This window comes from Methylopila turkensis (assembly GCF_027922325.1).
In the GTDB taxonomy this organism is placed as follows: domain Bacteria; phylum Pseudomonadota; class Alphaproteobacteria; order Rhizobiales; family Methylopilaceae; genus Methylopila; species Methylopila turkensis.
The window spans coordinates 207,274-229,502 of record NZ_BSFL01000005.1 but is presented as its reverse complement, the minus strand read 5'-3'; the positions used below and the strand labels follow the sequence as shown (position 1 = coordinate 229,502).

The 22,229-nt window shown below is 71.0% G+C and carries 24 protein-coding genes and 1 tRNA gene; 16 read left to right on the top strand and 9 right to left on the bottom strand.

The window, feature by feature from the left end; translation table 11 throughout:
• Positions 1-60: 60 nt before the first annotated feature.
• The 3 genes from PKE78_RS18095 to acnA all read right to left on the bottom strand — a co-directional run bounded on the left by PKE78_RS18095 (position 61) and on the right by acnA (position 4,747).
• Entirely contained in the window at positions 61-1,056 is a 996-nt protein-coding gene (locus PKE78_RS18095; protein ID WP_428981296.1) for an alpha/beta fold hydrolase, read from the bottom strand.
• Complete coding sequence (locus PKE78_RS18090) at positions 1,056-1,853, bottom strand: DUF1223 domain-containing protein (RefSeq protein WP_271202321.1); 798 nt, start codon at positions 1,851-1,853, stop codon at positions 1,056-1,058. Before PKE78_RS18090 ends, PKE78_RS18095 begins: the two co-directional genes overlap by 1 nt.
• Before the next feature lie 212 nt (positions 1,854-2,065).
• Positions 2,066-4,747: an aconitate hydratase AcnA gene (gene acnA, locus PKE78_RS18085; protein WP_271202320.1), complete on the bottom strand. Its 2,682-nt coding sequence runs from the start codon at positions 4,745-4,747 to the stop codon at positions 2,066-2,068.
• A gap of 221 nt (positions 4,748-4,968) precedes the next feature.
• On the opposite strand from acnA, the gene ccmA reads away from it, so the two are divergent.
• The gene (ccmA, locus tag PKE78_RS18080) at positions 4,969-5,577 is read left to right on the top strand and encodes a heme ABC exporter ATP-binding protein CcmA (RefSeq protein WP_271202319.1); all 609 of its coding nucleotides are present in this window, start codon (positions 4,969-4,971) and stop codon (positions 5,575-5,577) included.
• 71 nt (positions 5,578-5,648) lie between these two features.
• Here ccmA and PKE78_RS18075 read toward each other — a convergent pair whose 3' ends face one another.
• The gene (locus PKE78_RS18075) at positions 5,649-6,164 is read right to left on the bottom strand and encodes a PepSY domain-containing protein (RefSeq protein WP_271202318.1); all 516 of its coding nucleotides are present in this window, start codon (positions 6,162-6,164) and stop codon (positions 5,649-5,651) included.
• A gap of 167 nt (positions 6,165-6,331) precedes the next feature.
• Here PKE78_RS18075 and ccmB point away from each other — a divergent pair, with 167 nt between their 5' ends.
• The 4 genes from ccmB (at position 6,332) to PKE78_RS18055 (ending at position 8,760) form a co-directional block, all read left to right on the top strand.
• The gene (ccmB, locus tag PKE78_RS18070) at positions 6,332-6,985 is read left to right on the top strand and encodes a heme exporter protein CcmB (protein WP_271202317.1); all 654 of its coding nucleotides are present in this window, start codon (positions 6,332-6,334) and stop codon (positions 6,983-6,985) included.
• Between the two features lie 235 nt (positions 6,986-7,220).
• A complete protein-coding gene (locus tag PKE78_RS18065) occupies positions 7,221-7,985 on the top strand; it encodes a heme ABC transporter permease (protein WP_271202316.1) in 765 nt (254 codons plus the stop codon).
• Complete coding sequence (ccmD, locus tag PKE78_RS18060) at positions 7,982-8,149, top strand: heme exporter protein CcmD (RefSeq protein WP_271202315.1); 168 nt, start codon at positions 7,982-7,984, stop codon at positions 8,147-8,149. Before PKE78_RS18065 ends, ccmD begins: the two co-directional genes overlap by 4 nt.
• The gene (locus tag PKE78_RS18055; protein ID WP_271202314.1) at positions 8,146-8,760 is read left to right on the top strand and encodes a DsbE family thiol:disulfide interchange protein; all 615 of its coding nucleotides are present in this window, start codon (positions 8,146-8,148) and stop codon (positions 8,758-8,760) included. Before ccmD ends, PKE78_RS18055 begins: the two co-directional genes overlap by 4 nt.
• Before the next feature lie 133 nt (positions 8,761-8,893).
• On the opposite strand, the gene PKE78_RS18050 is transcribed toward PKE78_RS18055, so the two are convergent.
• Positions 8,894-9,886, bottom strand: a complete 993-nt coding sequence (locus PKE78_RS18050; RefSeq protein ID WP_271202313.1) for a complex I NDUFA9 subunit family protein — start codon at positions 9,884-9,886, stop codon at positions 8,894-8,896.
• 128 nt (positions 9,887-10,014) lie between these two features.
• Between PKE78_RS18050 and PKE78_RS18045 the strand changes: the two genes are divergently transcribed.
• From PKE78_RS18045 to ptsN, 8 genes are all read left to right on the top strand, one after another.
• Positions 10,015-10,099: transfer RNA gene (locus PKE78_RS18045), tRNA-Leu, on the top strand.
• A gap of 132 nt (positions 10,100-10,231) precedes the next feature.
• Positions 10,232-10,846: a ribonuclease D gene (locus tag PKE78_RS18040; protein ID WP_271202312.1), complete on the top strand. Its 615-nt coding sequence runs from the start codon at positions 10,232-10,234 to the stop codon at positions 10,844-10,846.
• A gap of 23 nt (positions 10,847-10,869) precedes the next feature.
• Complete coding sequence (lptC, locus tag PKE78_RS18035; protein ID WP_271202311.1) at positions 10,870-11,580, top strand: LPS export ABC transporter periplasmic protein LptC; 711 nt, start codon at positions 10,870-10,872, stop codon at positions 11,578-11,580.
• A 32-nt stretch (positions 11,581-11,612) separates the two neighbouring features.
• Positions 11,613-12,233, top strand: coding sequence for an LptA/OstA family protein (locus PKE78_RS18030; protein WP_271202310.1), 621 nt, complete (start codon positions 11,613-11,615; stop codon positions 12,231-12,233).
• Between the two features lie 43 nt (positions 12,234-12,276).
• Positions 12,277-13,119 carry an LPS export ABC transporter ATP-binding protein gene (lptB, locus tag PKE78_RS18025; RefSeq protein WP_428981295.1) on the top strand — a complete coding sequence of 281 codons (843 nt, stop codon included), beginning with the start codon at positions 12,277-12,279 and terminating at the stop codon, positions 13,117-13,119.
• A gap of 151 nt (positions 13,120-13,270) precedes the next feature.
• The gene (gene rpoN / locus PKE78_RS18020) at positions 13,271-14,800 is read left to right on the top strand and encodes an RNA polymerase factor sigma-54 (protein WP_271202309.1); all 1,530 of its coding nucleotides are present in this window, start codon (positions 13,271-13,273) and stop codon (positions 14,798-14,800) included.
• A gap of 182 nt (positions 14,801-14,982) precedes the next feature.
• On the top strand, positions 14,983-15,558 hold the full coding sequence (gene hpf / locus PKE78_RS18015) for a ribosome hibernation-promoting factor, HPF/YfiA family (RefSeq protein ID WP_271202308.1): 576 nt from the start codon (positions 14,983-14,985) through the stop codon (positions 15,556-15,558).
• A gap of 83 nt (positions 15,559-15,641) precedes the next feature.
• Positions 15,642-16,106: a PTS IIA-like nitrogen regulatory protein PtsN gene (gene ptsN / locus PKE78_RS18010; protein ID WP_271202307.1), complete on the top strand. Its 465-nt coding sequence runs from the start codon at positions 15,642-15,644 to the stop codon at positions 16,104-16,106.
• 182 nt (positions 16,107-16,288) lie between these two features.
• On the opposite strand, the gene PKE78_RS18005 is transcribed toward ptsN, so the two are convergent.
• From PKE78_RS18005 to PKE78_RS17990, 4 genes are all read right to left on the bottom strand, one after another.
• Positions 16,289-16,552 carry a BQ00720 family protein gene (locus PKE78_RS18005; RefSeq protein ID WP_271202306.1) on the bottom strand — a complete coding sequence of 88 codons (264 nt, stop codon included), beginning with the start codon at positions 16,550-16,552 and terminating at the stop codon, positions 16,289-16,291.
• A 4-nt stretch (positions 16,553-16,556) separates the two neighbouring features.
• Complete coding sequence (locus PKE78_RS18000) at positions 16,557-17,015, bottom strand: Hsp20 family protein (protein WP_271202389.1); 459 nt, start codon at positions 17,013-17,015, stop codon at positions 16,557-16,559.
• A 148-nt stretch (positions 17,016-17,163) separates the two neighbouring features.
• Positions 17,164-18,189: an ATP-binding cassette domain-containing protein gene (locus tag PKE78_RS17995; protein ID WP_271202305.1), complete on the bottom strand. Its 1,026-nt coding sequence runs from the start codon at positions 18,187-18,189 to the stop codon at positions 17,164-17,166.
• Positions 18,190-18,193: 4 nt separating this feature from the next.
• The gene (locus tag PKE78_RS17990; protein WP_271202304.1) at positions 18,194-19,066 is read right to left on the bottom strand and encodes an undecaprenyl-diphosphate phosphatase; all 873 of its coding nucleotides are present in this window, start codon (positions 19,064-19,066) and stop codon (positions 18,194-18,196) included.
• Between the two features lie 163 nt (positions 19,067-19,229).
• Between PKE78_RS17990 and PKE78_RS17985 the strand changes: the two genes are divergently transcribed.
• The 3 genes from PKE78_RS17985 (at position 19,230) to PKE78_RS17975 (ending at position 22,085) form a co-directional block, all read left to right on the top strand.
• Positions 19,230-19,922 (top strand): glutathione S-transferase family protein, encoded by a 693-nt coding sequence (locus tag PKE78_RS17985; RefSeq protein ID WP_271202303.1) that lies wholly within the window; start codon positions 19,230-19,232, stop codon positions 19,920-19,922.
• 169 nt (positions 19,923-20,091) lie between these two features.
• Positions 20,092-21,222: a tRNA epoxyqueuosine(34) reductase QueG gene (gene queG, locus PKE78_RS17980; protein ID WP_271202302.1), complete on the top strand. Its 1,131-nt coding sequence runs from the start codon at positions 20,092-20,094 to the stop codon at positions 21,220-21,222.
• On the top strand, positions 21,219-22,085 hold the full coding sequence (locus PKE78_RS17975; RefSeq protein ID WP_271202301.1) for an SDR family oxidoreductase: 867 nt from the start codon (positions 21,219-21,221) through the stop codon (positions 22,083-22,085). Before queG ends, PKE78_RS17975 begins: the two co-directional genes overlap by 4 nt.
• The last annotated feature ends 144 nt before the right edge of the window (positions 22,086-22,229 follow it).

The following is a 22,229-nucleotide window of genomic DNA, read 5'->3' as shown; positions in this document are numbered from 1 at the left end:
GAGGAGCGTGGGAGGACCGGCAGAATGCGGAGAGGAGCGGTCCGGCTTTCTGCGGCGCCGCTAGCGGCCGAGCGCCTTCAGCAGCGCGGCCTCGAACTCCGCCGGGGCCTGGACATGCGGGGAGTGGCCGAGCTCCGGAAACTCGATGAGCTCGGCGCCGGGGATGGCCGCGGCTGCGGCCTTGCCGAGCGCGGGGTAGTCGCCGAGCGTCTTCGCGATCTCGGGCGCGGCGCGGTTGGCGCCGGGGGCGGTGCGGTCGGTCAGGCCGACGATCAGCGTGGTCGGGACCTTCAGCTTCGGGAACTCGTAGACCACCGGCTGGGTGAAGATCATGTCGGAGGTCAGCGCGCTCGCGCGCATCACCGCCTCCTTGCCCGGCCCGGCGTACATGCCGAACGCCATGTCGACCCAGCGATCGTAAGCCGGCTTCCATTCGCCGGAATAGTAGAACTTGAGCTGGTAGGCCTTGATCGCCTCGGGGCTGGTCTTGCGCTCGCCCTCCAGCAGCTTGTCGACGGTGGCGTAGGGCACACCCTTCGCCTTCCAGTCCTCGAGCCCGATCGGGTTGACCAGGACGAGCCGCTCGGTCGCGGCCGGGTGATCCAGCGCGTAGCGGGTCGCGACCATCCCGCCCATGGAGTGGCCGAGCACCACCGAGCGCTCGACGCCGAGGGAGGCGAGCAACGCGCGCGTGTTGGCCGCGAGCTGGTGGAAGGAATATTGGTAGCCGTCGGGCTTCGAGGATTTGCAGAAGCCGATCTGGTCGGGCGCGATCACCCGGAAGCCGGCCTTGGCGAGCGCGGCGATCGCGCTCTCGAAGGTGGCGGCGCAGAAGTTCTTGCCGTGGAGCAGCAGCGCGACGCGGCCGTTGGCGGGCCCGGTGGGGGCGACGTCCATATAGGCCATCTCGACCGGCTTCGCCTGCGAGGTGAAGGCGAAGCGGCGGACCTCGTGCGGGTAGTCGAAGCCCTCGAGCTGCGCGCCGTAGCCCTCGGCCTGCGCGGGCGCGGCGAGGACCGCGCCGAGCAGCGCGGCGGCGGCGAGCCTTGCGAAGATCACAGCGGGTCGCGCGGCAGGCGGCTGATCTGAGCGGGGGCGGACGGCGGCGGGGTCGGGCTGTCGGCCTGGGTCGCGCCGAGGATGGCGCCGGGCTGGCCGCCGCTTCCGGCCTGGACCAGCACGGCGACGCCGTCGGTCTCGGGCCGCGCGACCTCCTCGATCGGCACCTCGAACTTGGCCGGCGCGCCGTCCCAGGCGCCGAGCCGCACCATCTTCCGCACCACGTTGGCGTAGGTGACCGTGCGGCCGGCGTTCTCGCCCCGGCCGATCTGCACCGTGCGCGTGCGCTCGATCGCGAAGGCCCAGACCTCGCCGTGCCGCTCCGGGATCGGGCGGCGCGCCGCCTCGACCGCGACCGCGACGCGGCCTTCCTCGACCTTGAGGCGCACCGGCAGAGCGAACGGGTTCTCGACGGCCTCGGCGCGGGTCACGGCGCCCGCGACCGCGGCGCCGTCGCCGCCGATCGCGGTCTCGCGGCCGTTCACGACGATCTGCGGCGTGAACACCTTGCGGTCGCCGCGCGCCATGGCGTAGGCGCGCTGACGCGCGGAGTTCGCCGGGCTCGCCAGCGTGTCCTTCCAGCCAAGATAGTCCCAGTAGTCCACCGGCAGCGTCAGTACGAGGTTGGACGGGTCGCGCGCGAGCTCGGAGGCCAGCCGGTCCGCCGGCGGGCAGGACGAGCAGCCCTGGCTCGTGAACAGCTCGATCACGCCGCGCGGACGGGAGGCGTCATCGGCGAAGGCGCCGGTCGCGACGGCGAAGGTCGCGGCGAGGGCAAGGGGGATGACGCGCATGATGGAGCACCACGGGGTAGGACGGTAGGCCGCCCCAAGATAAGGCGTCCCATGTTCCGGCCGCCACTCACACTGCGGTGACGCCCAAGGACGTGATCGGAAGAGCGACGGCCGAGCGACGGCCAATCCGCCTCCCGGATTTCGCCCTAAGCGCGTCATGCCCCGGTTCAACCGGGGCATGACGGACGCTGTCGAACGTCCCAAGCGGTCCGTCAGGCGGCGAGGCTGCGCAGCACATAGTGCAGGATGCCGCCGTTCTTGAAGTAGTCGAGCTCGTCCAGCGTGTCGATGCGGCAGAGCAGCGGCACCACCTGCTTCGTCCCGTCGGGGGAGGTGATCTCGGCCTCCAGCGTCACGCGCGGCTTCAGGCCCTCGGCGAGGCCGTGGATCGTGACCGTCTCGTCGCCCTTGAGCCCGAGGGTCTGCCACGACACGCCCTCCTGGAAGGTCAGGGGCACCACGCCCATGCCGACGAGGTTGGAGCGGTGGATGCGCTCGAACGACTGCGCGATCACGGCGCGCACGCCGAGCAGGTTGGTGCCCTTCGCCGCCCAGTCGCGCGACGAGCCGGTGCCGTACTCCTTGCCGGCGAATACGACGAGCGGCACGCCCTCCGCCTTGTACTTCATGGCGGCGTCGTAGATCGGAAGCTGGTCGCCGTCGGGGAAGTGCTTGGTGACGCCGCCTTCGACGCCGTCCAGCATCTGGTTCTTGATGCGGATGTTGGCGAAGGTGCCGCGCATCATGACCTGATGGTTGCCGCGCCGCGTGCCGTACTGGTTGAAGTCGGCCGGCCGCACCTGATGGTCGCGCAGATATTCGCCTGCGGGCGAGGCCTGCTTGATCGAGCCCGCCGGGGAGATGTGGTCGGTGGTGATCGAGTCGAGGAACAGGCCGAGGATGCGAGCGTCGTCGATGTCGGTGATCGGCTCCGGCTCGCGCTCCATGCCCTCGAAATAGGGCGGGTTCTGCACGTAGGTGCTCGTGTCGACCCAGGCGTAGGTCTCGCCCTTGGGCGCGTCGACCTTCTGCCAGTTCTCGTCGCCCTTGAAGACGTCGGCGTACTTCTCCTGGAACATCGCCTTGGTGACGTTCTCGCGGATGAAGGTCGCGACCTCCTGGTTCGAGGGCCAGATGTCGCGGAGGTAAACCGGGCCGTCGGTCCCCTCTCCCAGCGGCTCGGTGGCGAGGTCGATCTGCAGCGAGCCCGCGAGCGCGTAGGCGACGACGAGCGGCGGCGAGGCGAGGTAGTTCGCCTTCACGTCCGGGTTCACGCGGCCTTCGAAGTTGCGGTTGCCGGAGATGACGGCGCCCGCCACGAGGTCGTGGGAGTTGATCGCCTCGGAGATCGGCTCCGGCAGCGGGCCGGAATTGCCGATGCAGGTGGTGCAGCCGAAGCCGACGAGGTTGAAGCCGAGCGCGTCGAGGTCGTCCTGCAGGCCGGCCTTGTCGAGATAGCCCTCGACCACCTGGCTGCCCGGCGCAAGCGAGGTCTTCACCCACGGCTTCGACTTCAGGCCCTTAGCGACCGCGTTGCGGGCGAGCAGGCCCGCCGCGATCAGCACGGAGGGGTTCGACGTGTTGGTGCAGGACGTGATGGCGGCGATCGTCACGTCGCCATGGCCGAGGTCGAAGTCCGTGCCGGTCACGGGGACCCGCTTGCCCGCCTCGCCCGGCTTCTTGAACTCGCCTTCGAGCGCGGCGAGGAAGCCGGCCTTGGTGTCCTTCAGCAGCACGCGGTCCTGCGGGCGCTTCGGGCCGGCGAGCGAGGGCTCGACCGTGCCGATGTCGAGCTCCAGCACGTCGGTGAAGACCGGGTCGGGCGTCGAGGCGTCGCGCCACATGCCTTGCGCCTTGGCGTAGGCCTCGACCAGCGCGAGCCGGTCCGGATCGCGGCCGGTCTCGTCGAGATAGGCGAGCGTCTCGGCGTCCACGGGGAAGAAGCCGCAGGTCGCGCCGTATTCCGGCGCCATGTTGCCGATGGTGGCGCGGTCGGCGAGCGACAGGTGGTCGAGGCCCGGCCCGAAGAACTCCACGAACTTGCCGACCACGCCCTTCTTGCGCAGCATCTGGGTGACGGTGAGCACCAGGTCGGTCGCGGTGATGCCTTCCTTCAGCTTGCCCGTGAGCTTGAAGCCGATCACCTCAGGGATGAGCATGGAGACGGGCTGGCCGAGCATGGCCGCCTCGGCCTCGATGCCGCCGACGCCCCAGCCCAGCACGCCGAGGCCGTTCACCATGGTGGTGTGGCTGTCGGTGCCGACGCAGGTGTCGGGATAGGCGACGGTCTCGCCGTTCTCGTCCTTCGTCCAGACCGTCTGGGCGAGGTATTCGAGGTTGACCTGGTGGCAGATGCCGGTGCCGGGCGGCACGACGCGGAAGTTGTCGAACGCCGACTGGCCCCACTTCAGGAAGCGGTAGCGTTCGAGGTTCTGCTTGTACTCCTCGTCGACGTTCTTCTTGAAGGCGGAATCGTCGCCGAAGAAGTTGACGATGACCGAGTGGTCGATGACGAGGTCGACCGGCACCAGCGGATTGATCTTCTTCGGGTCGCCGCCGAGGTTCACCATCGCGTCGCGCATCGCGGCGAGGTCGACGACGGCCGGCACGCCGGTGAAGTCCTGCATCAGCACGCGCGACGGGCGGTAGGCGATCTCGTATTCGGTCTTGCCGCGGTTCTGCAGCCAGTCCTTGATCGCGGCGATGTCCTCTTTCTTGACCGTCCGGCCGTCCTCGAAGCGCAGCAGGTTCTCGAGCAGGACCTTCATGGAGAAGGGCAGCCGCGCGACGCCCTCGAGCCCGTTCGCCTCGGCGTCGGGGATGCTGTAGTAGCGGTAGCTCTTTCCGTTCGCCGACAGGGTCTTGGCGGCCTTGAAGCTGTCGGGATGGGACACGGGTGTCGAGCTCCTTGGTGCAGGGCGAAGACGCCGTCGCAGGAAGCGAGCGGCGGGTGCGCCGGGCGATGTCGCGTGCGGTGCACAAGACATAAATGCTGGCTCGTTATAGGGGAAGTGGCGCGCAGGTTGAAGACGTTACAGATCCATGCGAACGCGCTTGGCAGGCATCCGAATCCGGGGGCCGCTCGAACCGTTCCAGCGCTGAGAGAGGCCCGGCCATGCGGCTGATCGCGGACCGGCTCGGCGTCGACCGCGGCGGCCGCCCGATCCTGCGCGACGTCTCCTTCGCGGTCGCCGGCGGCGAGGCGCTGAAGGTGGTCGGCCCGAACGGCGCCGGCAAGTCGACCCTGCTGCGCGCGCTCGCCGGACTGATCGCGCCGGTCGCGGGCGACGTGCGGCTCGACGGCGGCGATCCGGAGGCCCCGCCGCGCGAGGCCATGCACCTGCTCGGCCATCTCGACGCGGTGAAGGCGGGCCTGAGCGTGCGCCGCAACATCGTGTTCGCGCGCGACGTGCTGGGCGGCGAAGGCGATGTCGACGCCAGCCTCGACCGCGTCGGGCTGGGCGCGCTCGCCGACCTGCCGGGCTCGGTGCTGTCGGCCGGCCAGAAGCGCCGGCTCGCGCTCGCCCGGCTGCTGGCCGCGCCGCGCCCGGTCTGGCTGCTGGACGAGCCGACCGCGGCGCTCGACGCGAGCGGCCAAGCGCTGCTGGCCGAACTGGTGGCGGAGCATCGGGCGAAAGGCGGCCTCGTGGTCGCCGCGACGCATCTCGACATGGGTTTCGAGGCGGCGCGGCTGGAGCTCGGCGCCGTCGCGGCGGTCTCCTAAGCCGTCACCGGCGGTACGCCCCCTCCCCGCGACGCGGGAAGGAGGCGGGCCGAACGCTTTTCAGTCTCAGGTCAGTCGAGCACGGCCTTGCCGTTGGCGTCGACGTTGACCTCCTTGGTGCCGTCGGCGCCGGCGACGTGGATCTCGTAGGCGACCGTCTCGCCTTCGCGCTCGACCTCGGCGTCGATCGCCTTGCCGTTGCCCGCGGTCTCGGCCGCGGCGATCGCGTCCTTGAGCTGCGTCGAGGCCTTCTGGAACGCCTCCGGCTTCAGCATCGTGAAGTACTTCTCGAAGGTCTGCTCCTCCTCGCCCGTCACCTGGCCCGAGTTCGGATCGACGTAGTACTCGGTCAGCTTGTCGCCGCCGGAGCTCAGCACCTTGACCTCCCAGCGGCCGCCGTTGTCGTCCTCGAACTCGACCTCGGTCGCCTTGCCGCCGCTCTTCGCCTCGGCCGCCTCGAGCGCCTGAACCAGCGACACCTTGGCGTTCTTGGCCATCTCGGTGGAGTCCGCGAGCGCCCCCGACAGCGGCGCGGCGGCCACGCCGGCGGCGAAGAGCGACGCGAGGATGAAGGACGACTTGGTCATCGGAAATCTCCATGCGGGGGCGGCGGGGGCCGCCCTGGGCATGCTGAACGCGCGAGCGCTTGCTATGTTTCGCGCCGGCGGCGAAGAAACGCCGCCTTTTCCGTTCGCAGCCGCCCCGAGGAGCGTCCCATCCCGTCCGCATCCCCCCGCCCGCACGGCGTCCGCCCATGAGCTCGCCGCTCGCCGCCGTGCTCCGGCGCGACCTCGCGCTCGCCCGCGGCGGCGGGGGCGGGCTCGGGCTGGTGTTCTTCCTGCTGGTCGTGACGCTGACGCCGTTCGCGGTCGGGCCGGACCTCGCGCTGCTCGGCCGGATCGGGTCGGCGATCCTGTGGCTCGGCGCCCTGCTCGCGACCCTGCTCGGGCTCGACCGGCTGCTGCAGGCCGACCATGAGGACGGCGGGCTCGACCTGATGCACCTCGCGCCGGCCTCGCTCGAATTGATGATCGCCGCCAAGATCCTTGCGCACTGGCTCACGACCGGGCTTCCGCTCGTGATCGCCGCGCCGCTGTTCGGCGTGATGCTCGGCGTCGGGCCGGAGGCGACGCTGAAGGTCGCGGCGGCGCTCGCGGTCGGCACGCCCGCGCTCGCCTGCCTCGGCGCGGTCGGCGCGGCGCTCACGGTGGGCCTGCGCCGCGGCGGCTTGCTCGCGCCGGTGCTGATCCTGCCGCTCGCGATCCCGGTGCTGATCTTCGGCGTCGCCGCGAGCGACCCCGCGGCCGAGACCGTCGGCCCGCTCGGGGTGCTGGCGGGACTGGCGCTCGGCTACGCCGTGCTCGGCCCGTTCGCCTCCGCGGCGGCGCTCCGGCTGCTGCGTGATTGACATGTGAACGGGTTGCGACGGAAGGCGCGTTTCGTTCAGGACAGGAAGGCCTTAGGTCTGCGGTCGAACGCGTCGTCCCGGCCGCAGCCGCAGGCGAAGAGCCGGGACCGCCCTTAGAATGGGCGTTTTGACGGACGACGATCCCCGTGCGACGGCTAAGCCGCCGTCCGCGATCACGAAACGCGCCCAGCGCGTCTGGTCTTGCTGGCCGGCGCCGACCGACAGAACCGACTCCATGGCCCTCCTTTCCGCCATCACCTCGCTCGCCAACCCGTCGCGCTTCGCGTCCTTCGCCGACCGCGCGCTGCCCTGGGCCGCCGGCGTCACCGCGGTTCTGTTCGCGGCCGCGCTCTATCTCGCGCTGTTCGTCGCCCCGCCGGACTACCAGCAGGGCGAGACGGTGCGGATCATGTTCATTCACGTCCCGTCGGCCTGGCTCGCCATGTTCGCCTACGTGCTGATGGCGGCGGCGAGCCTCGGCGTGCTGATCTGGCGCCACCCGATCGCCGACGTGTCCGCCAAGGCCGCGGCGCCGCTCGGCGCCGCCTTCACCTTCCTCGCGCTCGCCACCGGCTCGCTCTGGGGCAAGCCGATGTGGGGCGCCTGGTGGGTCTGGGACGCGCGGCTGACCTCGTTCCTGATCCTGTTCCTGATGTATCTCGGGCTGATGGCGCTGCGCTCCGCGATGGAGGAGCCGTCGCGCGCCGCGAAGGCCTGCGCGATCCTGACCCTTGTAGGTTCGGTCAACATCCCGATCATCAAGTTCTCGGTCGACTGGTGGAACACGCTGCACCAGCCGGCCTCGGTGATCCGCGCCGGCAAGCCGACCATGGACGCCTCGATCCTGATCCCGCTGCTGGTGGCGGCGCTCGCCTTCACCGCGCTGTTCACGACCCTGCACCTCGCCGGCATGCGCACCGAACTCATCCGCCGGCGCCTCCGGACGCTGCGCCTCACCACCGCGGCCCGCGCGACGCTGTCCCCGGAGCCCGCGGAATGACCGGCCCGCACGCCGCCTTCATCATCGCCTCCTACGCCATCGCCTTCACGGTGATCGCCGGCCTGATCCTGTGGACGGTCGCGGACTGGCGGCTTACCCGGCGCGCTTTGGCGGAGCTCGAGGCCCGCGGCGGCCGCCGGCGTCCCGACGGCGGGCGGACATGAGCGAGGCCCCCTCCGCCGGCGGGCCGTCGCCGCTGCGCCGGGCGCTGTTCGCGATCCCGTTCGTGGCGGTCGCGCTCGGCGCATGGTTCTTCTACGCCTCGCTCGTCAGCGGGCGCGACCCGGCCGCCCTGCCCTCGGCGCTGATCGGACGGCCCGCGCCCGAGATCGCGCTTCCGCCGCTCGCGGGGCTGCTGCTCGACGGCGCGCCCGCGCCCGGCTTCGACGGCGCCGATCTCGCCGACGGCGAGGTCAAGCTCGTCAACGTGTTCGCGTCGTGGTGCGGGCCGTGCCGGGTCGAGCACCCGGTGCTCGTCGACCTCACGTCGAGGGGCGTGCGGCTGTTCGGGCTGAACTACAAGGACTCCTCCGAGAACGCGCGCCGGTTCCTCGGCGGGCTCGGCAACCCGTACGAGCGGGTCGGCGTCGACCCCAACGGCCGCGCCGGCGTGGAATGGGGCGTCTACGGCGTGCCCGAGACCTTCGTGGTCGACGGCGAGGGCCGCATCCGCTTCAAGTTCGTGGGGCCGCTGACGCCGGAGGCGGTGGCGAAGACGCTGTCGCCGGAGATCGAGAAGGCGCGCGCCCCGGCCCCGCAGGCGTCGGCGCGGTAGCGTTACGCCGTCATGCCTGCGCCTTCGCGGGCATCCACGACTTCGACGTAGCGCTCGACGGCCAAGTCGTGGATACCCGGCTTCGCCGGGCATGACGCACGACCAGGTGGCGCATTTCCAGCGCCGGAAGCGTTCAGACCTCGGTCTTGATCTTCTCGAACTGGCCGGACTTGCGGTAGCGCCAGAGGTAGTTCGGGACGACCGAATCGACCGCGGTCGGGACGACGCCGAGGCCTTCGAGCGTGCGGCCCGCGGCGATCGCCTCCGCCGAGACCACATTGTCGGTCTCGAGCATCACGACCTGGTCCTCGGTCAGCAGCGCGCCCGGCAGCTTCTCGAGCACCCGCCCCTGAAGCTTCGCGATCCCGAACGGCAGGTTGACCAGCGGACGGCGGCGGCCCGTGACCTTCAGCACGTAACGCAGGATCTCCTCGAAGGTGAGGACCTGCGGTCCGCCGAGCTCGTAAGCCGGGCCGCCGGCTGCCTCGCCGGACGAGCCGAGCGCTACGGCGCGGGCGACGTCGCCCACGAACACCGGCTGGAACCGGGTCTTGCCGCCGCCGATCAGCGGCAGCGCCGGCGCGATGCGCGCCATGCCGGCGAAGCGGTTGAAGAAGCTGTCCTCGGGGCCGAACACGATCGAGGGACGCAGCACCACGGCGTCGGGGAACACGGCCTGGACCGCCTGCTCGCCCGCGGCCTTGGTGCGGCCGTAGGAGGCCTTGCCGGCCCGGTCGGCGCCGATCGCCGACATCTGCACGAAGCGCTGCGCCCCGGCTTCCGCTGCGGCCTCCGCCACCAGCCGGGGTCCGGCCGCCTGCACCGCCTCGAAGCTCTGCTTGCCGCTCTCGGCGAGGATGCCGACGAGGTTCACCACGGCGGAGGCGCCGGCGACCGCCCGCGCGACCGATTCGGGGAAACGCAGATTGGCCTGCACCGCGGAGATCTGGCCGACGCCGCCCAGCGGCTGCAGATGGACAGCGAGATCCGGCCGGCGCACCGCGACCCGCACGCGCCAGCCGTCGCGGGCGAGCGCGCGCACCACGTGACGCCCGACGAAGCCCGAGCCGCCGAACACGGTGACGAGCTTGTCCCCGACCGGACGCGGGGATTGGCCGAGCGCCATGGCGCGAGCTCCTTGGAAACGATCGAAACCGGCCGAAGAGGTAGAGCATCGTCCGAAGGGCGTAAAGCGCGGTCGCGGCGCAAGCGCCATTGACAGGACAGGGGTCGACCCCCTAAGACCCGCGCCGAGCCCAGGTGGCGGAACTGGTAGACGCGCACGGTTCAGGTCCGTGTGGGTAACACCGTGGAGGTTCGAGTCCTCTCCTGGGCACCACATCCGCGCCTCAGCGCCGCGAAACGATCTTCGCGGCGCTGAGGCGCGTTCGCGTTCTGCGCGCGCCGGACGCCGGCGGCCGATTGAATCCCGCCGTTTCACCGACGCGCCCTGTCTTCGGTTAGGAACGGCATGACGATCCGGCTTCATCGCGGCGATCTTCCAGACGGCTACGCGGCGGGGTCCGCGGTCGCGATCGACACCGAGACCCTTGGGCTGAACCCGCAGCGCGACCGGCTCTGCCTCGTGCAGCTCTCGACTGGCGACGGCGACGCCGACCTCGTCCAGATCGCGCCGGGCCAGACCTCGGCGCCGAATCTAGAAGCTCTGCTGCGCGACCGCTCGGTCGCCAAGCTGTTCCATTTCGCCCGCTTCGACGTCGCCGCCCTCTACAAGGCCTTCGGCGTCATGACGGAGCCGGTCTACTGCACCAAGATCGCCTCGAAGCTGGTGCGCACTTACACCGACCGCCACGGGCTGAAGGACCTCGTCCGCGAGATGCTCGGCGTAGAGATCTCGAAGCAGCAGCAGTCCTCGGACTGGGGCGCGGGCGAACTGTCGGAGGCGCAGCTCGCTTACGCCGCGAGCGACGTGTTGCATCTGCACGCGCTCAGGGCCAAGCTCGACGGGTTGCTGGAGCGCGAGGGTCGGACCGCGTTCGCGCAGGCCTGTTTCGCGTTCGTGCCGGTTCGCGCCGCGCTCGACCTCGCGGGCTGGGCGGACAGCGACATCTTCGCCCACACCTGAGCCAGGACAGAGAGCGCCCGTCCTTGACGACGTCCCCCACCATCGCGGTCGCAGGCGCCGGCCGGCGCGGCCCGGAGGCCTTCCGCGCCGCGGAACGGCACTCGCGCCTGGTGCGGCGGCTGAGGGTGGCGACGCCGTTCGTCGCGGCCGCGGCGGTCGCGGCGGCGGCGCTCTCCGCCGCGCTGCAGCCGCTGTCGGGCGACATCCACGTCGACACCACGGGCATCGGCGTCGGCGGCCCGACGGTCGCGATGGACGCGCCGAAGATGCGCGGCTTCAACAGCCAGGACCGCGCCTACGAGGTCAGCGCCCGCACGGCGCGGCAGACCATCGCCGACCCGAACCGCATCGATCTTGACGAGCTGCAGGCGCGTATCGAGCTGGCGCAGAACGGCTGGGCGAAGCTCAGCTCGCGAAACGGCCTCTACCAGGCCGACACGCAGGTGCTGAACCTCCACGAAAACGTGCGCGTCATCTCCGACAAGGGCGACGACGCCATGCTGCAGGACGCCCGCGCCGAGATGAAGACCGGCCGCATCGTCACCGACAAGCCCGTCGCCATCAAGCTCGGCGGCTCCGACCTGACCGCGGACCGCATGGAGGTGCTGGACAGCGGCGACCGCGTGCTGTTCTCCGGGCGGGTGAAGATGACGCTCCGGCGCGGCGCCGACACCGCCGAAGCCGTGCGCGGCGCGCTCGAACCCAACGGCCCCCCGAAGGCCCAGACGCAATGACGGCTGAAAGAACCACGCCCAAGGAGGCGCCCATGCGAACCGTCCTCGTCCTGCTCTCCAGTCTGGCCCTCACCTCCGCGGCCGCGGCGCAATCCGTCACGAGCGCGTTCGAGGGCTTCTCCGGACGCTCGGACGAGCCGGTCAACGTCGAGGCCGACAACCTCGAGGTGCGCGAGAAGGACCAGGCCGCGGTCTTCAGCGGCAACGTGCAGGTCGTGCAGGGCGATTCGACGCTGAAGAGCCGCCAGCTCACGATCTTCTACTACGGCGACCAGGACCGCCCCGCCGCGGCGGCCGGCGACAAGCAGCGCCCGACGCAAGGCGCGACCGCCGGCCCGGCCGGCACCCCCGCCGCCCCGCAGGGCCGCGACATCCGCCGGCTCGAGGCCGAGGGCGACGTGGTCGTGACATCGAAGGACCAGCGCGCCACCGGCCAGCGCGGCGTGTTCGACATGCCCTCGAACTCCGTCACCCTGACGGGCGGAGTCGTGGTGTCGCAGGGCGAGAACGTCATCCGCGGCGACCGGCTGTTCGTCGACCTGACGTCGCAGCGTTCGCGCATCGAAAGCGGCGCCAACCGCGGCCGCGTGCAGGGCGTGTTCCGCCCGGCGCAGCGCGACACCAACGGTTCGTCGGGCGGCGCGCAGCGCTGAAGCGCCGCCGGCGGCCCCCGACATCGTGCTTGAGGAGCGACGCGTGAGTTTCATGTCGCGTTGGATCGGCGGCCGCGACGCGCGCGCCCCCGCTTTCCCGCATGGCGACGGCCTGCACTCGTCCCGCGACGAGCCGCAGGACGCCTACGCCGGCGCAACCGACGACGGCCTGCTGCAGGTTCGCGGCCTCGCCAAGAGCTACGGCTCGCGCGCCGTGGTGCTCGACGTCAGCCTGTCGCTGCGCCGCGGCGAGGCGGTCGGCCTGCTCGGCCCGAACGGCGCCGGCAAGACCACGGTGTTCTACATGATCACCGGCCTCGTGCCGGCCGACCGCGGCCGCATCGAGCTCGACGGCCACGACGTCACGCGGCTGCCGATGTACCGCCGCGCGCGGCTCGGCATCGGCTACCTGCCGCAGGAGGCCTCGATCTTCCGCGGCCTCAACGTCGAGGACAACATCCGGGCGGTGCTCGAGGTGGTCGAGCCCGACCGCAAGCAGCGCGAGCGCGACCTCGACGCCCTGCTCGAAGAGTTCGGCATCACGCGGCTGCGCAAGTCGCCGTCGATCGCGCTGTCGGGCGGCGAGCGGCGCCGGCTTGAGATCGCCCGCGCGCTCGCGAGCCGGCCGAGCTTCATGCTGCTGGACGAGCCCTTCGCCGGCATCGACCCGATCGCCGTCGGCGACATCCAGGCGCTGGTGCGGCACCTCACCAACCGCGGCATTGGCGTGCTGATCACCGACCACAACGTCCGCGAGACGCTCGGCCTGATCGACCGCGCCTACATCATCCACGCCGGCCGCGTGCTGATGGAGGGCGCTCCCGACGAGGTCGTGGCCCATCCCGACGTGCGACGGCTTTACCTCGGCGAGGAATTCCGGCTTTAACTGAAGGCGAAGCCGGGTCTCATGCAAGAATCGGCCCACGAGCCCACGGGTTCGTGAGCCGCGTGTTCGAGGCGCGGCCCGGTCCCGCGCGGACGGCCGCGCGGGACGGCTTCGCGTAACCGTTCCGCCGTCGTCGAGAAACCGCCGCCTGATGGCACTGACCCCCAAGCTGCTCCTGCGCCAGTCGCAGTCGCTGGTGATGACGCCGCAGCTCATGCAGGCGATCAAGCTCCTGCAGCTTTCGAGCCTCGACCTCGCGGCCTATGTCGACAACGAGCTCGAGCAGAACCCCCTGCTGGAGCGCCAGGACGAGCAGGCCGAGGAGCGCGTCGCCGAAACGGCCAACGGGGCCGCGGCGGCGGACGGCGACGACGGCTGGAGCGACGGCGAGACCCCCGGCTCGCGCTCCGAGATCGAGGCGCGGCTCGACACCGACTACGGCAACGTGTTCCCGGACGACGCCCCGCGCGAGGCGCAGAAGCCGGCGGAGGCGCCCGCCGAGCCCGGCGACTGGTCGTCGCTCGGCTCCGGCGGCGCCCCGAGCGGCGACGGCGCCGATCTCGAGGCCTATGTCGCCGGGCGCGCCACCCTCGCCGACCATCTCCAGGACCAGCTCACGCTCGCGGTGACCGACCCGGTCGAGCGGCTGATCGGCCTCCATCTCATCGACCTGATCGACGAGGCGGGCTATCTGCGCGACGAGGTCGAGGCGATCGCCGAGCGGCTCGGCGCGTCGATCGAGACGGTCGAGCGCCTGCTCGGCGTGCTGCAGACCTTCGAGCCGACGGGCGTCGGCGCCCGCTCGCTCAAGGAGTGCCTCGCGATCCAGTTGCGCGAGCGCGACCGGCTCGACCCCGCCATGGCGGCGCTGATCGGCAATCTGGAGCTGGTGGCGCGGCGCGATTTCGCGGCGCTGAAGCGCATCTGCGGCGTCGACGACGAGGACATCGCGGAGATGCTGGCCGAGATCCGGCGGCTCGACCCCAAGCCCGGCCACGCCTTCGGGGCCGAGCTCGCGCCGGCCGTCACGCCCGACGTCATCGTGCGCGCCGGCGCCGACGGCGCGTGGCTGGTGGAGCTCGTGGCGGATTCGCTGCCGCGGGTGCTGGTGAACCAGTCCTACTACGCCAAGGTGGTGAAGACGGCGAAGTCCGACACCGAGAAGACCTTCCTCACCGAATGCCTGCAGACCGCGAACTGGCTGACCCGCAGCCTGGAGCAGCGCGCCCGCACGATCCTGAAGGTCGCGGCCGAGATCGTGCGGCAGCAGGACGGCTTCCTCGCCCACGGCGTGGCGCATCTGAGGCCGCTCAACCTCAGGATCGTGGCCGACGCGATCGGCATGCACGAATCGACCGTCTCCCGCGTCACCGCCAACAAGTACATGGCGACCCCGCGCGGCGTGTTCGAGCTCAAGTACTTCTTCACCGCCTCGATCGCGAGCGCAGACGGCGGCGACGCCCATTCGGCCGAAGCCGTGCGCCATCGCATCCGCACGATGATCGACGCCGAAAGCCCCGACGACGTGCTCTCGGACGACACGATCGTGAAGCGGCTGCACGAAGGCGGGGTGGACATCGCCCGCCGGACGGTCGCCAAGTACCGGGAGAGCCTGAGGATACCGTCGTCGGTGCAGCGGCGGCGGGAGAAGCAGGCCGCGCGCGACGCCGCGCTCTCGTAGAGTTTTATCTTTTGATTTCAATAGTTTGTGGAACGTCGAGCCCGCTTAAGGGTTGATTGACTTCCCATCGGGCGGCTCTTACCACTTGCAGGACGGCGGCCTCGCTCCATCCCTTGAGGACGCCGTATCCGAAGCGCCGGCCGTCCGGCCGGCCGCGGCAATCATTATGTGGAGCGGACCTCATGAGCTTGCGTGTCTCCGGGAAGAACCTCGACCTCGGCGATGCTCTTCGCGGACAGGTTCAGGACCGGATCACCGACGCGATGGAGAAGTATTTCGGCGGCGGGTTCTCCGGCCACGTCACCGTCGCCAAGGACGGCGCGGGCTTCCGCACCGAATGCTCGCTGCATCTCGACAGCGGCATCGTGCTGCAGTCGGCGGGCGCCGCGGGCGACGCCTACGCCAGCTTCGACCAGGCGGCCGGCCGCATCGAGACCCGCCTCAAGCGCTACAAGCAGCGGCTCAAGGACCATCACAGCGACGGCGAGGCCGATTCGGCCCCCTACGTGGTGTTCGAGACCCCGGATGACGGCGACGTCGAGGAGGAGGGCTGGAGCCCGGTCATCGTCGCCGAGACGACGACCCAGCTGCGTCGCATGACGGTGGGATTTGCGGTGATGGAGCTCGACTTGACGGGCGCGCCGGTGGTCGTCTTCCGTCATGCGGTTCACGGCGGGATCAACATGGTGTATCGCCGTGCCGACGGCAATGTGGGGTGGATCGACCCGCCCGCGGTCAACGGCTCGGAAGGCCATTGACCACCCCTCGCGGCCGCGATGGCCCTCGGACGTTTCGTCCGTAGGCCGTTCAGGCAGCCGCAGAGCCGAGGTTACGACGCACGATGCCCCTTGCTGACCTCGTCGCGCCGAACGCGATCCTTCCCGCGCTCAAAGCGAACTCGAAGAAGCAGGCGATCCAGGAGCTGGCCGCCAAGGCGGCCGAGCTCACGGGCCTGCCCGAGCGGGACATCTTCGACACGCTGCTGCAGCGCGAGCGGCTCGGCTCCACCGGGGTCGGCGCGGGCATCGCGATCCCGCACGGGAAGCTGCCGAAGTTCGACCGGCTGTTCGGGCTGTTCGCGCGGCTCGACCGGCCGATCGACTTCGACGCGCTCGACGGCGAGCCGGTCGACCTCGCCTTCCTGCTGCTCGCGCCTGAGACGGCGGGGGCCAACCACCTCAAGGCGCTCGCCCGCGTGGCGCGGCTGCTGCGCGATCCCGGCACGGCGCAGAAGCTGAGGGCCTCGCGCGACGCGACCGCGCTGCACGCGGTGCTGACGCAGGCGGCCGCGCCGAATGCGGCCTGACCGCTGTTCTCTGCTTAAGTTTTAGGCGATTCCGTCACGCTCTGGCGCCCGAGCCGTCATGCCCACGCCTTCGCGCGGGCATGACGGCTGCGGTGTCGAGCGGACCGCAGGGAAAGTCGTGGAATGCCCGCGAAGGCGGGCATGACGGTCGGGGCGGGCTCGCCGCGCCCGACCTCCAAGCCTCAGTGCAGGCTGACCGTGACCAGCTCGTGCTCGCGCGCGCTCTCGATCAGGGCCTCGCGGGTGTCGGCCACCACGATCGGAGAACCGTCGGCGCCGAGCAGCGCGTAGAGCGCGAGCCCCGGCTCGAGCTCGGGCGCCTGCGGGAACAGGGCGTTGAGCTCTTCGGACAGGATCGGCTTCACGTAAGCGAGGCGTCCGTCGCCGATCGCGGCGAATTCCGCCGTGCTCAGGGGCGCCTTCCGGAAGTCAGTTCCATGCACCATGACGTCACTCCTTCTCCGCGATGCGGCAGCTGTCGTCCCGGGCCGTAATGGCGATACGCTTCACCAAGCGTTTCGGTTCGGGACGAACGAGATCGACGACCAAAAGGCCCGTCGCAAGTTCGGCGCCGAGAACCTCCATGCCCTCCGCCAGCAGGAAGGCCCGCGCGAACTGGCGCGCGGCGATGCCGCGGTGGAGGAAGACCCGGTCGTCGCGCTCCGTCGCCGGCAGACCGCGGATGACGAGCTCGTTCTTGTCGAGCGTCACTTCGATCTGCTCGGGCCGGAAGCCGGCCACCGCAAGCGTGATGCGGATGCGTTCCTGCTCGCCCTCGGTCGCGGCAGGAAGCCGCTCGATGTTGTAGGGCGGATAGCCGTCGGAGCCTTTGGCGACGCGGTCAAGCGCACGCTCCAGACCATCGAACCCCAACAGAAACGGGCTTTGCAGGCTCGTCAGACGCGACATGCTCAAAGTCCTCGCTGAAAGCGACTTTGACGGAGCCTCGTAAACAAAGCGCTCCGATGGCCGGAGGTCCCGACCGACCGTCGAAATGGGCGCCTGGGAGCGTTCTTTCAAGCGAACGCGCCGGCCGGACGGCCGCGGCCCGCGCATGTCAGAGCCGCGTGAGCGTCTCGGCGTCGAACATGTGAAGGTGCTCGCCGCGGACGCCGAGCACGACGCGCTCGCCCGCCTTCGCCGCGATCCGGCCCGCGACCCGGGCGGTGACGGGATGGGGCCCGACATGGCCGGACAGCAGCGTGTCGGCGCCGGTGCTCTCGACCCGGTCGACGTCGAGCGGCAGGCGCGCGCCGTTCGGCGGTTCGCCCTCGGGGCCGATCGGCGCCAGATGCTCGGGACGGACGCCCAGCACCGCGAAGGTCGCCGTGGTCATGGCGCTGGCCCCGCCGAGCGTCGCGCCCGTCTCCAGCGACAGCCCGGTCTGGTTCGCCCGGACCGGCAGCAGGTTGATCCCGAACGGGCCGGTGAGGCGCGCGACGGCCGCCGTCGGCGGCTGGTCGTAGAGCGCGAGCGGCGCGCCCGCAGCCAGAACCTCGCCCCGATCCAGAACCACCAGCAGGTCGGCCAGCGCCAGCGCCTCGCCCGGATCGGCGAAGGCGGCTACCACCGTGGCGCCCGTCTCGGCGTGGACGCGGCGCATCAGGCCGCGGAGGTCGCGACGCCAGACCGGCCCGGCGCCCGCGAACGGTTCGTCGAACGCCAGCAGCGGCGGACGGTGGGCGAGCGCGCGGGCGAACGCCACGCGCCAGCGCTGCTCGAAGGAGAGGCCGCCCGTGGCCCGGGCGAGCAAGGGGGCGAGATCCATAGCCTGCGCCGCCTCAAGCGCCCTCGCCTCGACCTCGGATGCGGCGGCGCCGCGCCGCGCGAGCCCGCGGGCGATGTTGTCGTAGACGCTGAGACGCGGGCCCAGGGCCTTCGGGTCGACCAGCAGAGCGTCGCCCTGGCGATCGAGAACGAAGCGGACGAGGGTCGAGGCGCCGCAGCCCGAAGCTCCGGTCGCGACGCAGAACACGCCGGCCGGAATGACGAGCGACAGCCCGCGCAGCGGCCCGTCGTCGCCACGTCCGGCGCTGTCGACGCCCTTGAGCGCGAGCGCGGCGGCGACGCGGTCCGCGGCCATGCCTTCAGCCCCAGACCAGCACGCCGGCGAGGCCGACGGAGCCGACGATCATCCGCCACCAGGCGAACGGCGCGTAGCCGCGCTTCGAGATGAAGTCGAGCACGTAGCGCACCACGACCAGCGCGGTGACGAAGGCGCAGACGAAGCCGACCAGCACGAGGCCGAGGTCGTCGACCGAAAGCACGTCGCGGTTCTTGTAGAGGTCGTAGGCAAAGGCGCCCGCCATCGTGGGCATGGCGAGGAAGAACGAGAACTCGGCCGCGGCGCGCTTGCTCGCGCCGAGCAGCAGAGCGCCGACGATCGTCGAGCCCGAGCGCGACACGCCGGGGATGAGCGCGAGGCACTGGCAGAGCCCCACCGCGAGGCACATCCAGATCGGGAACTTCATGGCGTCGTCGTAGCGGACCTCTTCGTGCGGCCCGTCGAGCGAGCCGTGAGCCGGCCCGTCGGCGTCACGCACGGCGTCGGAATCCGTCGGCTTGATCTGATCGACCCAGAGCAGCACCAGTCCGCCGACGATCAGCGCCACGCAGACGGTGGCGGGCGACTCGAACAGAACCGTCTTGATGAAGCCGTGGAGCGTGGCGCCGATGACGGCCGCCGGCAGGAAGGCGATCAGCACGCCCAGCACGAAGCGGCGGGCGTCGGGATCGGTCGGCAGCCGCAGCGCGACGCTCGTCAGCCGACCGGCGTAGACCAGCAGGATGGCGAGGATGGCGCCGAGCTGGATCAGCACCTCGAAGGTCTTGCCGGTGGAGTGGAAGCCGAGGAAATGGCCGAGCAGCAGCAGATGGCCGGTGGACGAGACGGGCAGGAACTCGGTCAGTCCCTCGACGACGCCCAGCAGCGCCGCCTGCAGCAGGCTTACGACGTCCATGACCTTAGCGCTCCCCCCGGGATTCGCCGCCGATTCGCAGTTGTCGCGCGGCGCCGCCGGTTCTATACGGGGTTCCCACGCCGCGCCACGCGCCTCCGGCGTTCCGGCGGCGTCCGCGGCGGGCCGGCCACACCGAAGCTCCCCTCCCCAGCTCCCCGGCTCCATGGCGATCCTGTATCATTATCCCCTGTGCCCGCATTCGCGTTTCGTGCGCCTTGCGCTCGGCGAATACGGACTGGACGCCGATCTGGTCGAGGAGCGGGTGTGGGAGCGGCGCGAGCCCTTTCTGCACCTGAACCCCGCGGCGACGACGCCGGTGCTGGTCGAGGCGAGCATCCCGTCCGTGCCGGGCGCCGACGTGATCGCCGAGTATCTCGACGAGACCCGAGGCCTCGCGCTCGGCGACCGCCGGCTGCTGCCGGAGGCCCCGCGCGACCGCGTCGAGACGCGCCGGCTGACCGCCTGGTTCAACCAGAAGTTCTTCGAGGAGGTCTCGAGCCACCTCGTGATGGAGAAGGTCTACAAGCGCTTCATGCCGACCAGCATCGGCGGCGGCGCGCCGGAGATGGCCGCGATCCGCGCGGCGCGCTCCAACATTCGCTATCATCTGAAATATGTCGGCTATCTCGCGCGGCAGCGGAACTGGCTCGCCGGCGACCGGCTGACCTACGCCGACCTCGCCGCCGCGGCCCATCTGTCGGTGGTGGACTATCTGGGCGACGTGCCGTGGGACGAGGACGAGACCGCCAAGAGCTGGTATGCGCGCGTCAAGTCGCGCCCCTCGTTCCGTCCGCTGCTCGCCGAGACGATCAAGGGCATGCAGCCGTCGCTGAACTACGCCAACCTGGATTTCTGAGCGGGGCGCCTCGGCGTAAAACGTCGTCCCGGCCGCAGCGGCGAAGCCGCGCAGAGCCGGGATCGTCCTCAGGACGAGGCGCGTCTTCGCACGCTCACCGGACGACGATCCCGGGTCTCGCTGTGCTCGCCCGGGATGACGGTCTCTGCGGAATACAGGCCTCGCGCCCATGACGCCCGCAGCCCTCAAGGCCGAGATCGTCGCCCGCGCCCGCGCCTACGGCTTCGACGCCGTCGCGGTGACGGCGCCGGACGCGTGCCTCGAGGCCGGCGAACGGCTGATGGCCGCGCTCGATCTCGGGCGCCACGGCACGATGGCGTGGCTCGCGGAGCGGGCGGCGTGGCGGGCGGACCCGCACGCGCTGTGGCCGGAGGCGCGCTCCGTCATCATGCTGGCGATGAACTACGGACCCGACCGCGACCCGCGCGCGATCCTCGATGAGCGCGACCGCGGCGCGATTTCGGTCTACGCGCAAGGCGACGACTACCACGACCTGATCAAGGGCCGGCTGAAGCAGGTGGCCGGGGCGCTGGCCTCGGCCGGCCATCCCGCCAAGGTGTTCGTGGACACCGCTCCCGTCATGGAGAAGCCGCTCGCGGCCGCCGCCGGCCTCGGCTGGCAGGGCAAGCACACCAATCTGGTCTCGCGCGACTTCGGCTCCTGGCTGTTCCTCGGCGCGATCTTCACCTCCGCCGAACTGCCGCCGGACGCGCCCGAGACCGACCGCTGCGGCTCCTGCCGGGCGTGCCTCGACGCCTGCCCGACCGGCGCCTTCCCCGCGCCCTACCAGCTCGACGCCCGCGCCTGCATCTCCTACCTCACCATCGAGCACGCCGGCCCGATCCCGCATCGCTACCGCGACAAGCTCGGCAACCGCATCTACGGCTGCGACGACTGCCTCGCCGCCTGTCCGTGGAACAAGTTCGCGGAAGCCGGCCGCGAGATGCGGCTCGCCGGCCGCGCGGCGCTGAAGGCGCCGGGGCTCGCGGAGCTCGCGAGGCTCGACGACGCCGGCTTCCGGGTGCTGTTCGCGAAATCGGCGGTGAAGCGCATCGGCCGCGACCGCTTCGTGCGCAACGTGGCGATCGCTATCGGCAATTCCGGCGACGCCGGCCTGACCGCGGCGCTGGAGCCGCTTATCGACGACGCCTCGCCGCTCGTCCGGGGCGCCGCGGCCTGGGCGCTCGGCCGCATCGCGCCCCCTGCGACCCTTGCGGCCCTTGCGGCGCGGCGGCTGCCGTCGGAAACCGACAACGAGGTCCGGGCGGAATGGGCGGCGATCGGGATGGAGGCGGCGTGAGGCGGCTGGCGGTGTTCGGGTGCGGCTACACGGCGCGCCGTTTCGTGGCGCTTCATGGCGCGGGCTTCGACGCGGTGGACGTGACCACGCGCTCGCCCGAGGGCGTGGCCCGGCTCGGCGCCGAGGGGCTGAAGGCCCACCTGTTCGACGGCGGGCCGGCCGCGCCGGCGCTTGGCGCCGCCGTGAAAGCCGCGACGCATGTGCTGGTGTCGGCGCCGCCGGACGCCGAAGGCGACCCGACGCTCCGGGGCGCAGGCGAAGCCCTGCAGGCCGCGGACGGCCTGGCGTGGATCGGCTATCTCTCGACCATCGGGGTCTACGCCGACGCCGACGGCGGCTGGGTCGACGAGACGACGGAGCCCGAACCCGACAGCGACCGCGGCGCCCGGCGCATCGCGGTGGAGCGGGACTGGCTCGCGTTCGGAGCCGCAAGGGGCGTCCCAGTCCAGATCTTCCGGCTCGCCGGCATCTACGGCCCCGGCCGCAACCAGATCGAGAACCTGAGGGCCGGAACGGCGAAACGGCTGGTGAAGCCGGGACAGGTGTTCAACCGCATCCATGTGGACGACATCGCCGCCGCGCTCGCCGCCGGGATCGCGCGCCCCGACGCCGGGCCGATCGTCAACGTGACCGACGACGAGCCGGCGCCGCCGCAGGACGTGGTGGCCTACGCCGCCGGCCTGCTCGGAATCGCGCCGCCGCCGGAGACGCCGTTCGAGACCGCGGACATCACGCCGATGGCGCGAAGCTTCTACTCCTCGAACAAGCGCGTCGCGAACCGCGTGCTGCGCGAGCAGCTCGGCGTCCGCCTCGCCTATCCCACCTACCGCGAAGGCATGGCGGCGCTCGCCTCGGGCGCTTAAGGCGCGCCGCATAGTTGTCGGCGGAGCGCTTCGACATCGTGATCCGATCGCACGCGAGCCTCGCGCGACCGTGAGCGCCGCGGCGGTCATGAGGGGCGCCGGAAAGGGCGCGTCCGCCCTATAATCCGCGGCACGGGCGCGTGC

What these genes read in the sequence shown, in the direction of transcription:
- ccmD (WP_271202315.1), top strand. Translation starts at nt 7,982, where the DNA reads ATGACCGGCCCGCACGCCGCCTTCATCATCGCCTCCTACGCCATCGCC.
- PKE78_RS17990 (WP_271202304.1), bottom strand. Translation starts at nt 19,066, where the DNA reads ATGGACGTCGTAAGCCTGCTGCAGGCGGCGCTGCTGGGCGTCGTCGAG.
- queG (WP_271202302.1), top strand. Translation starts at nt 20,092, where the DNA reads ATGACGCCCGCAGCCCTCAAGGCCGAGATCGTCGCCCGCGCCCGCGCC.
- ccmA (WP_271202319.1), top strand. Translation starts at nt 4,969, where the DNA reads ATGCGGCTGATCGCGGACCGGCTCGGCGTCGACCGCGGCGGCCGCCCG.
- hpf (WP_271202308.1), top strand. Translation starts at nt 14,983, where the DNA reads ATGAGCTTGCGTGTCTCCGGGAAGAACCTCGACCTCGGCGATGCTCTT.
- PKE78_RS18050 (WP_271202313.1), bottom strand. Translation starts at nt 9,886, where the DNA reads ATGGCGCTCGGCCAATCCCCGCGTCCGGTCGGGGACAAGCTCGTCACC.
- PKE78_RS18040 (WP_271202312.1), top strand. Translation starts at nt 10,232, where the DNA reads ATGACGATCCGGCTTCATCGCGGCGATCTTCCAGACGGCTACGCGGCG.
- rpoN (WP_271202309.1), top strand. Translation starts at nt 13,271, where the DNA reads ATGGCACTGACCCCCAAGCTGCTCCTGCGCCAGTCGCAGTCGCTGGTG.
- PKE78_RS18065 (WP_271202316.1), top strand. Translation starts at nt 7,221, where the DNA reads ATGGCCCTCCTTTCCGCCATCACCTCGCTCGCCAACCCGTCGCGCTTC.
- PKE78_RS18030 (WP_271202310.1), top strand. Translation starts at nt 11,613, where the DNA reads ATGCGAACCGTCCTCGTCCTGCTCTCCAGTCTGGCCCTCACCTCCGCG.
- PKE78_RS18055 (WP_271202314.1), top strand. Translation starts at nt 8,146, where the DNA reads ATGAGCGAGGCCCCCTCCGCCGGCGGGCCGTCGCCGCTGCGCCGGGCG.
- ptsN (WP_271202307.1), top strand. Translation starts at nt 15,642, where the DNA reads ATGCCCCTTGCTGACCTCGTCGCGCCGAACGCGATCCTTCCCGCGCTC.
- PKE78_RS18075 (WP_271202318.1), bottom strand. Translation starts at nt 6,164, where the DNA reads ATGACCAAGTCGTCCTTCATCCTCGCGTCGCTCTTCGCCGCCGGCGTG.
- PKE78_RS17985 (WP_271202303.1), top strand. Translation starts at nt 19,230, where the DNA reads ATGGCGATCCTGTATCATTATCCCCTGTGCCCGCATTCGCGTTTCGTG.
- PKE78_RS17995 (WP_271202305.1), bottom strand. Translation starts at nt 18,189, where the DNA reads ATGGCCGCGGACCGCGTCGCCGCCGCGCTCGCGCTCAAGGGCGTCGAC.
- PKE78_RS18000 (WP_271202389.1), bottom strand. Translation starts at nt 17,015, where the DNA reads ATGTCGCGTCTGACGAGCCTGCAAAGCCCGTTTCTGTTGGGGTTCGAT.
- ccmB (WP_271202317.1), top strand. Translation starts at nt 6,332, where the DNA reads ATGAGCTCGCCGCTCGCCGCCGTGCTCCGGCGCGACCTCGCGCTCGCC.
- PKE78_RS18090 (WP_271202321.1), bottom strand. Translation starts at nt 1,853, where the DNA reads ATGCGCGTCATCCCCCTTGCCCTCGCCGCGACCTTCGCCGTCGCGACC.
- PKE78_RS18005 (WP_271202306.1), bottom strand. Translation starts at nt 16,552, where the DNA reads ATGGTGCATGGAACTGACTTCCGGAAGGCGCCCCTGAGCACGGCGGAA.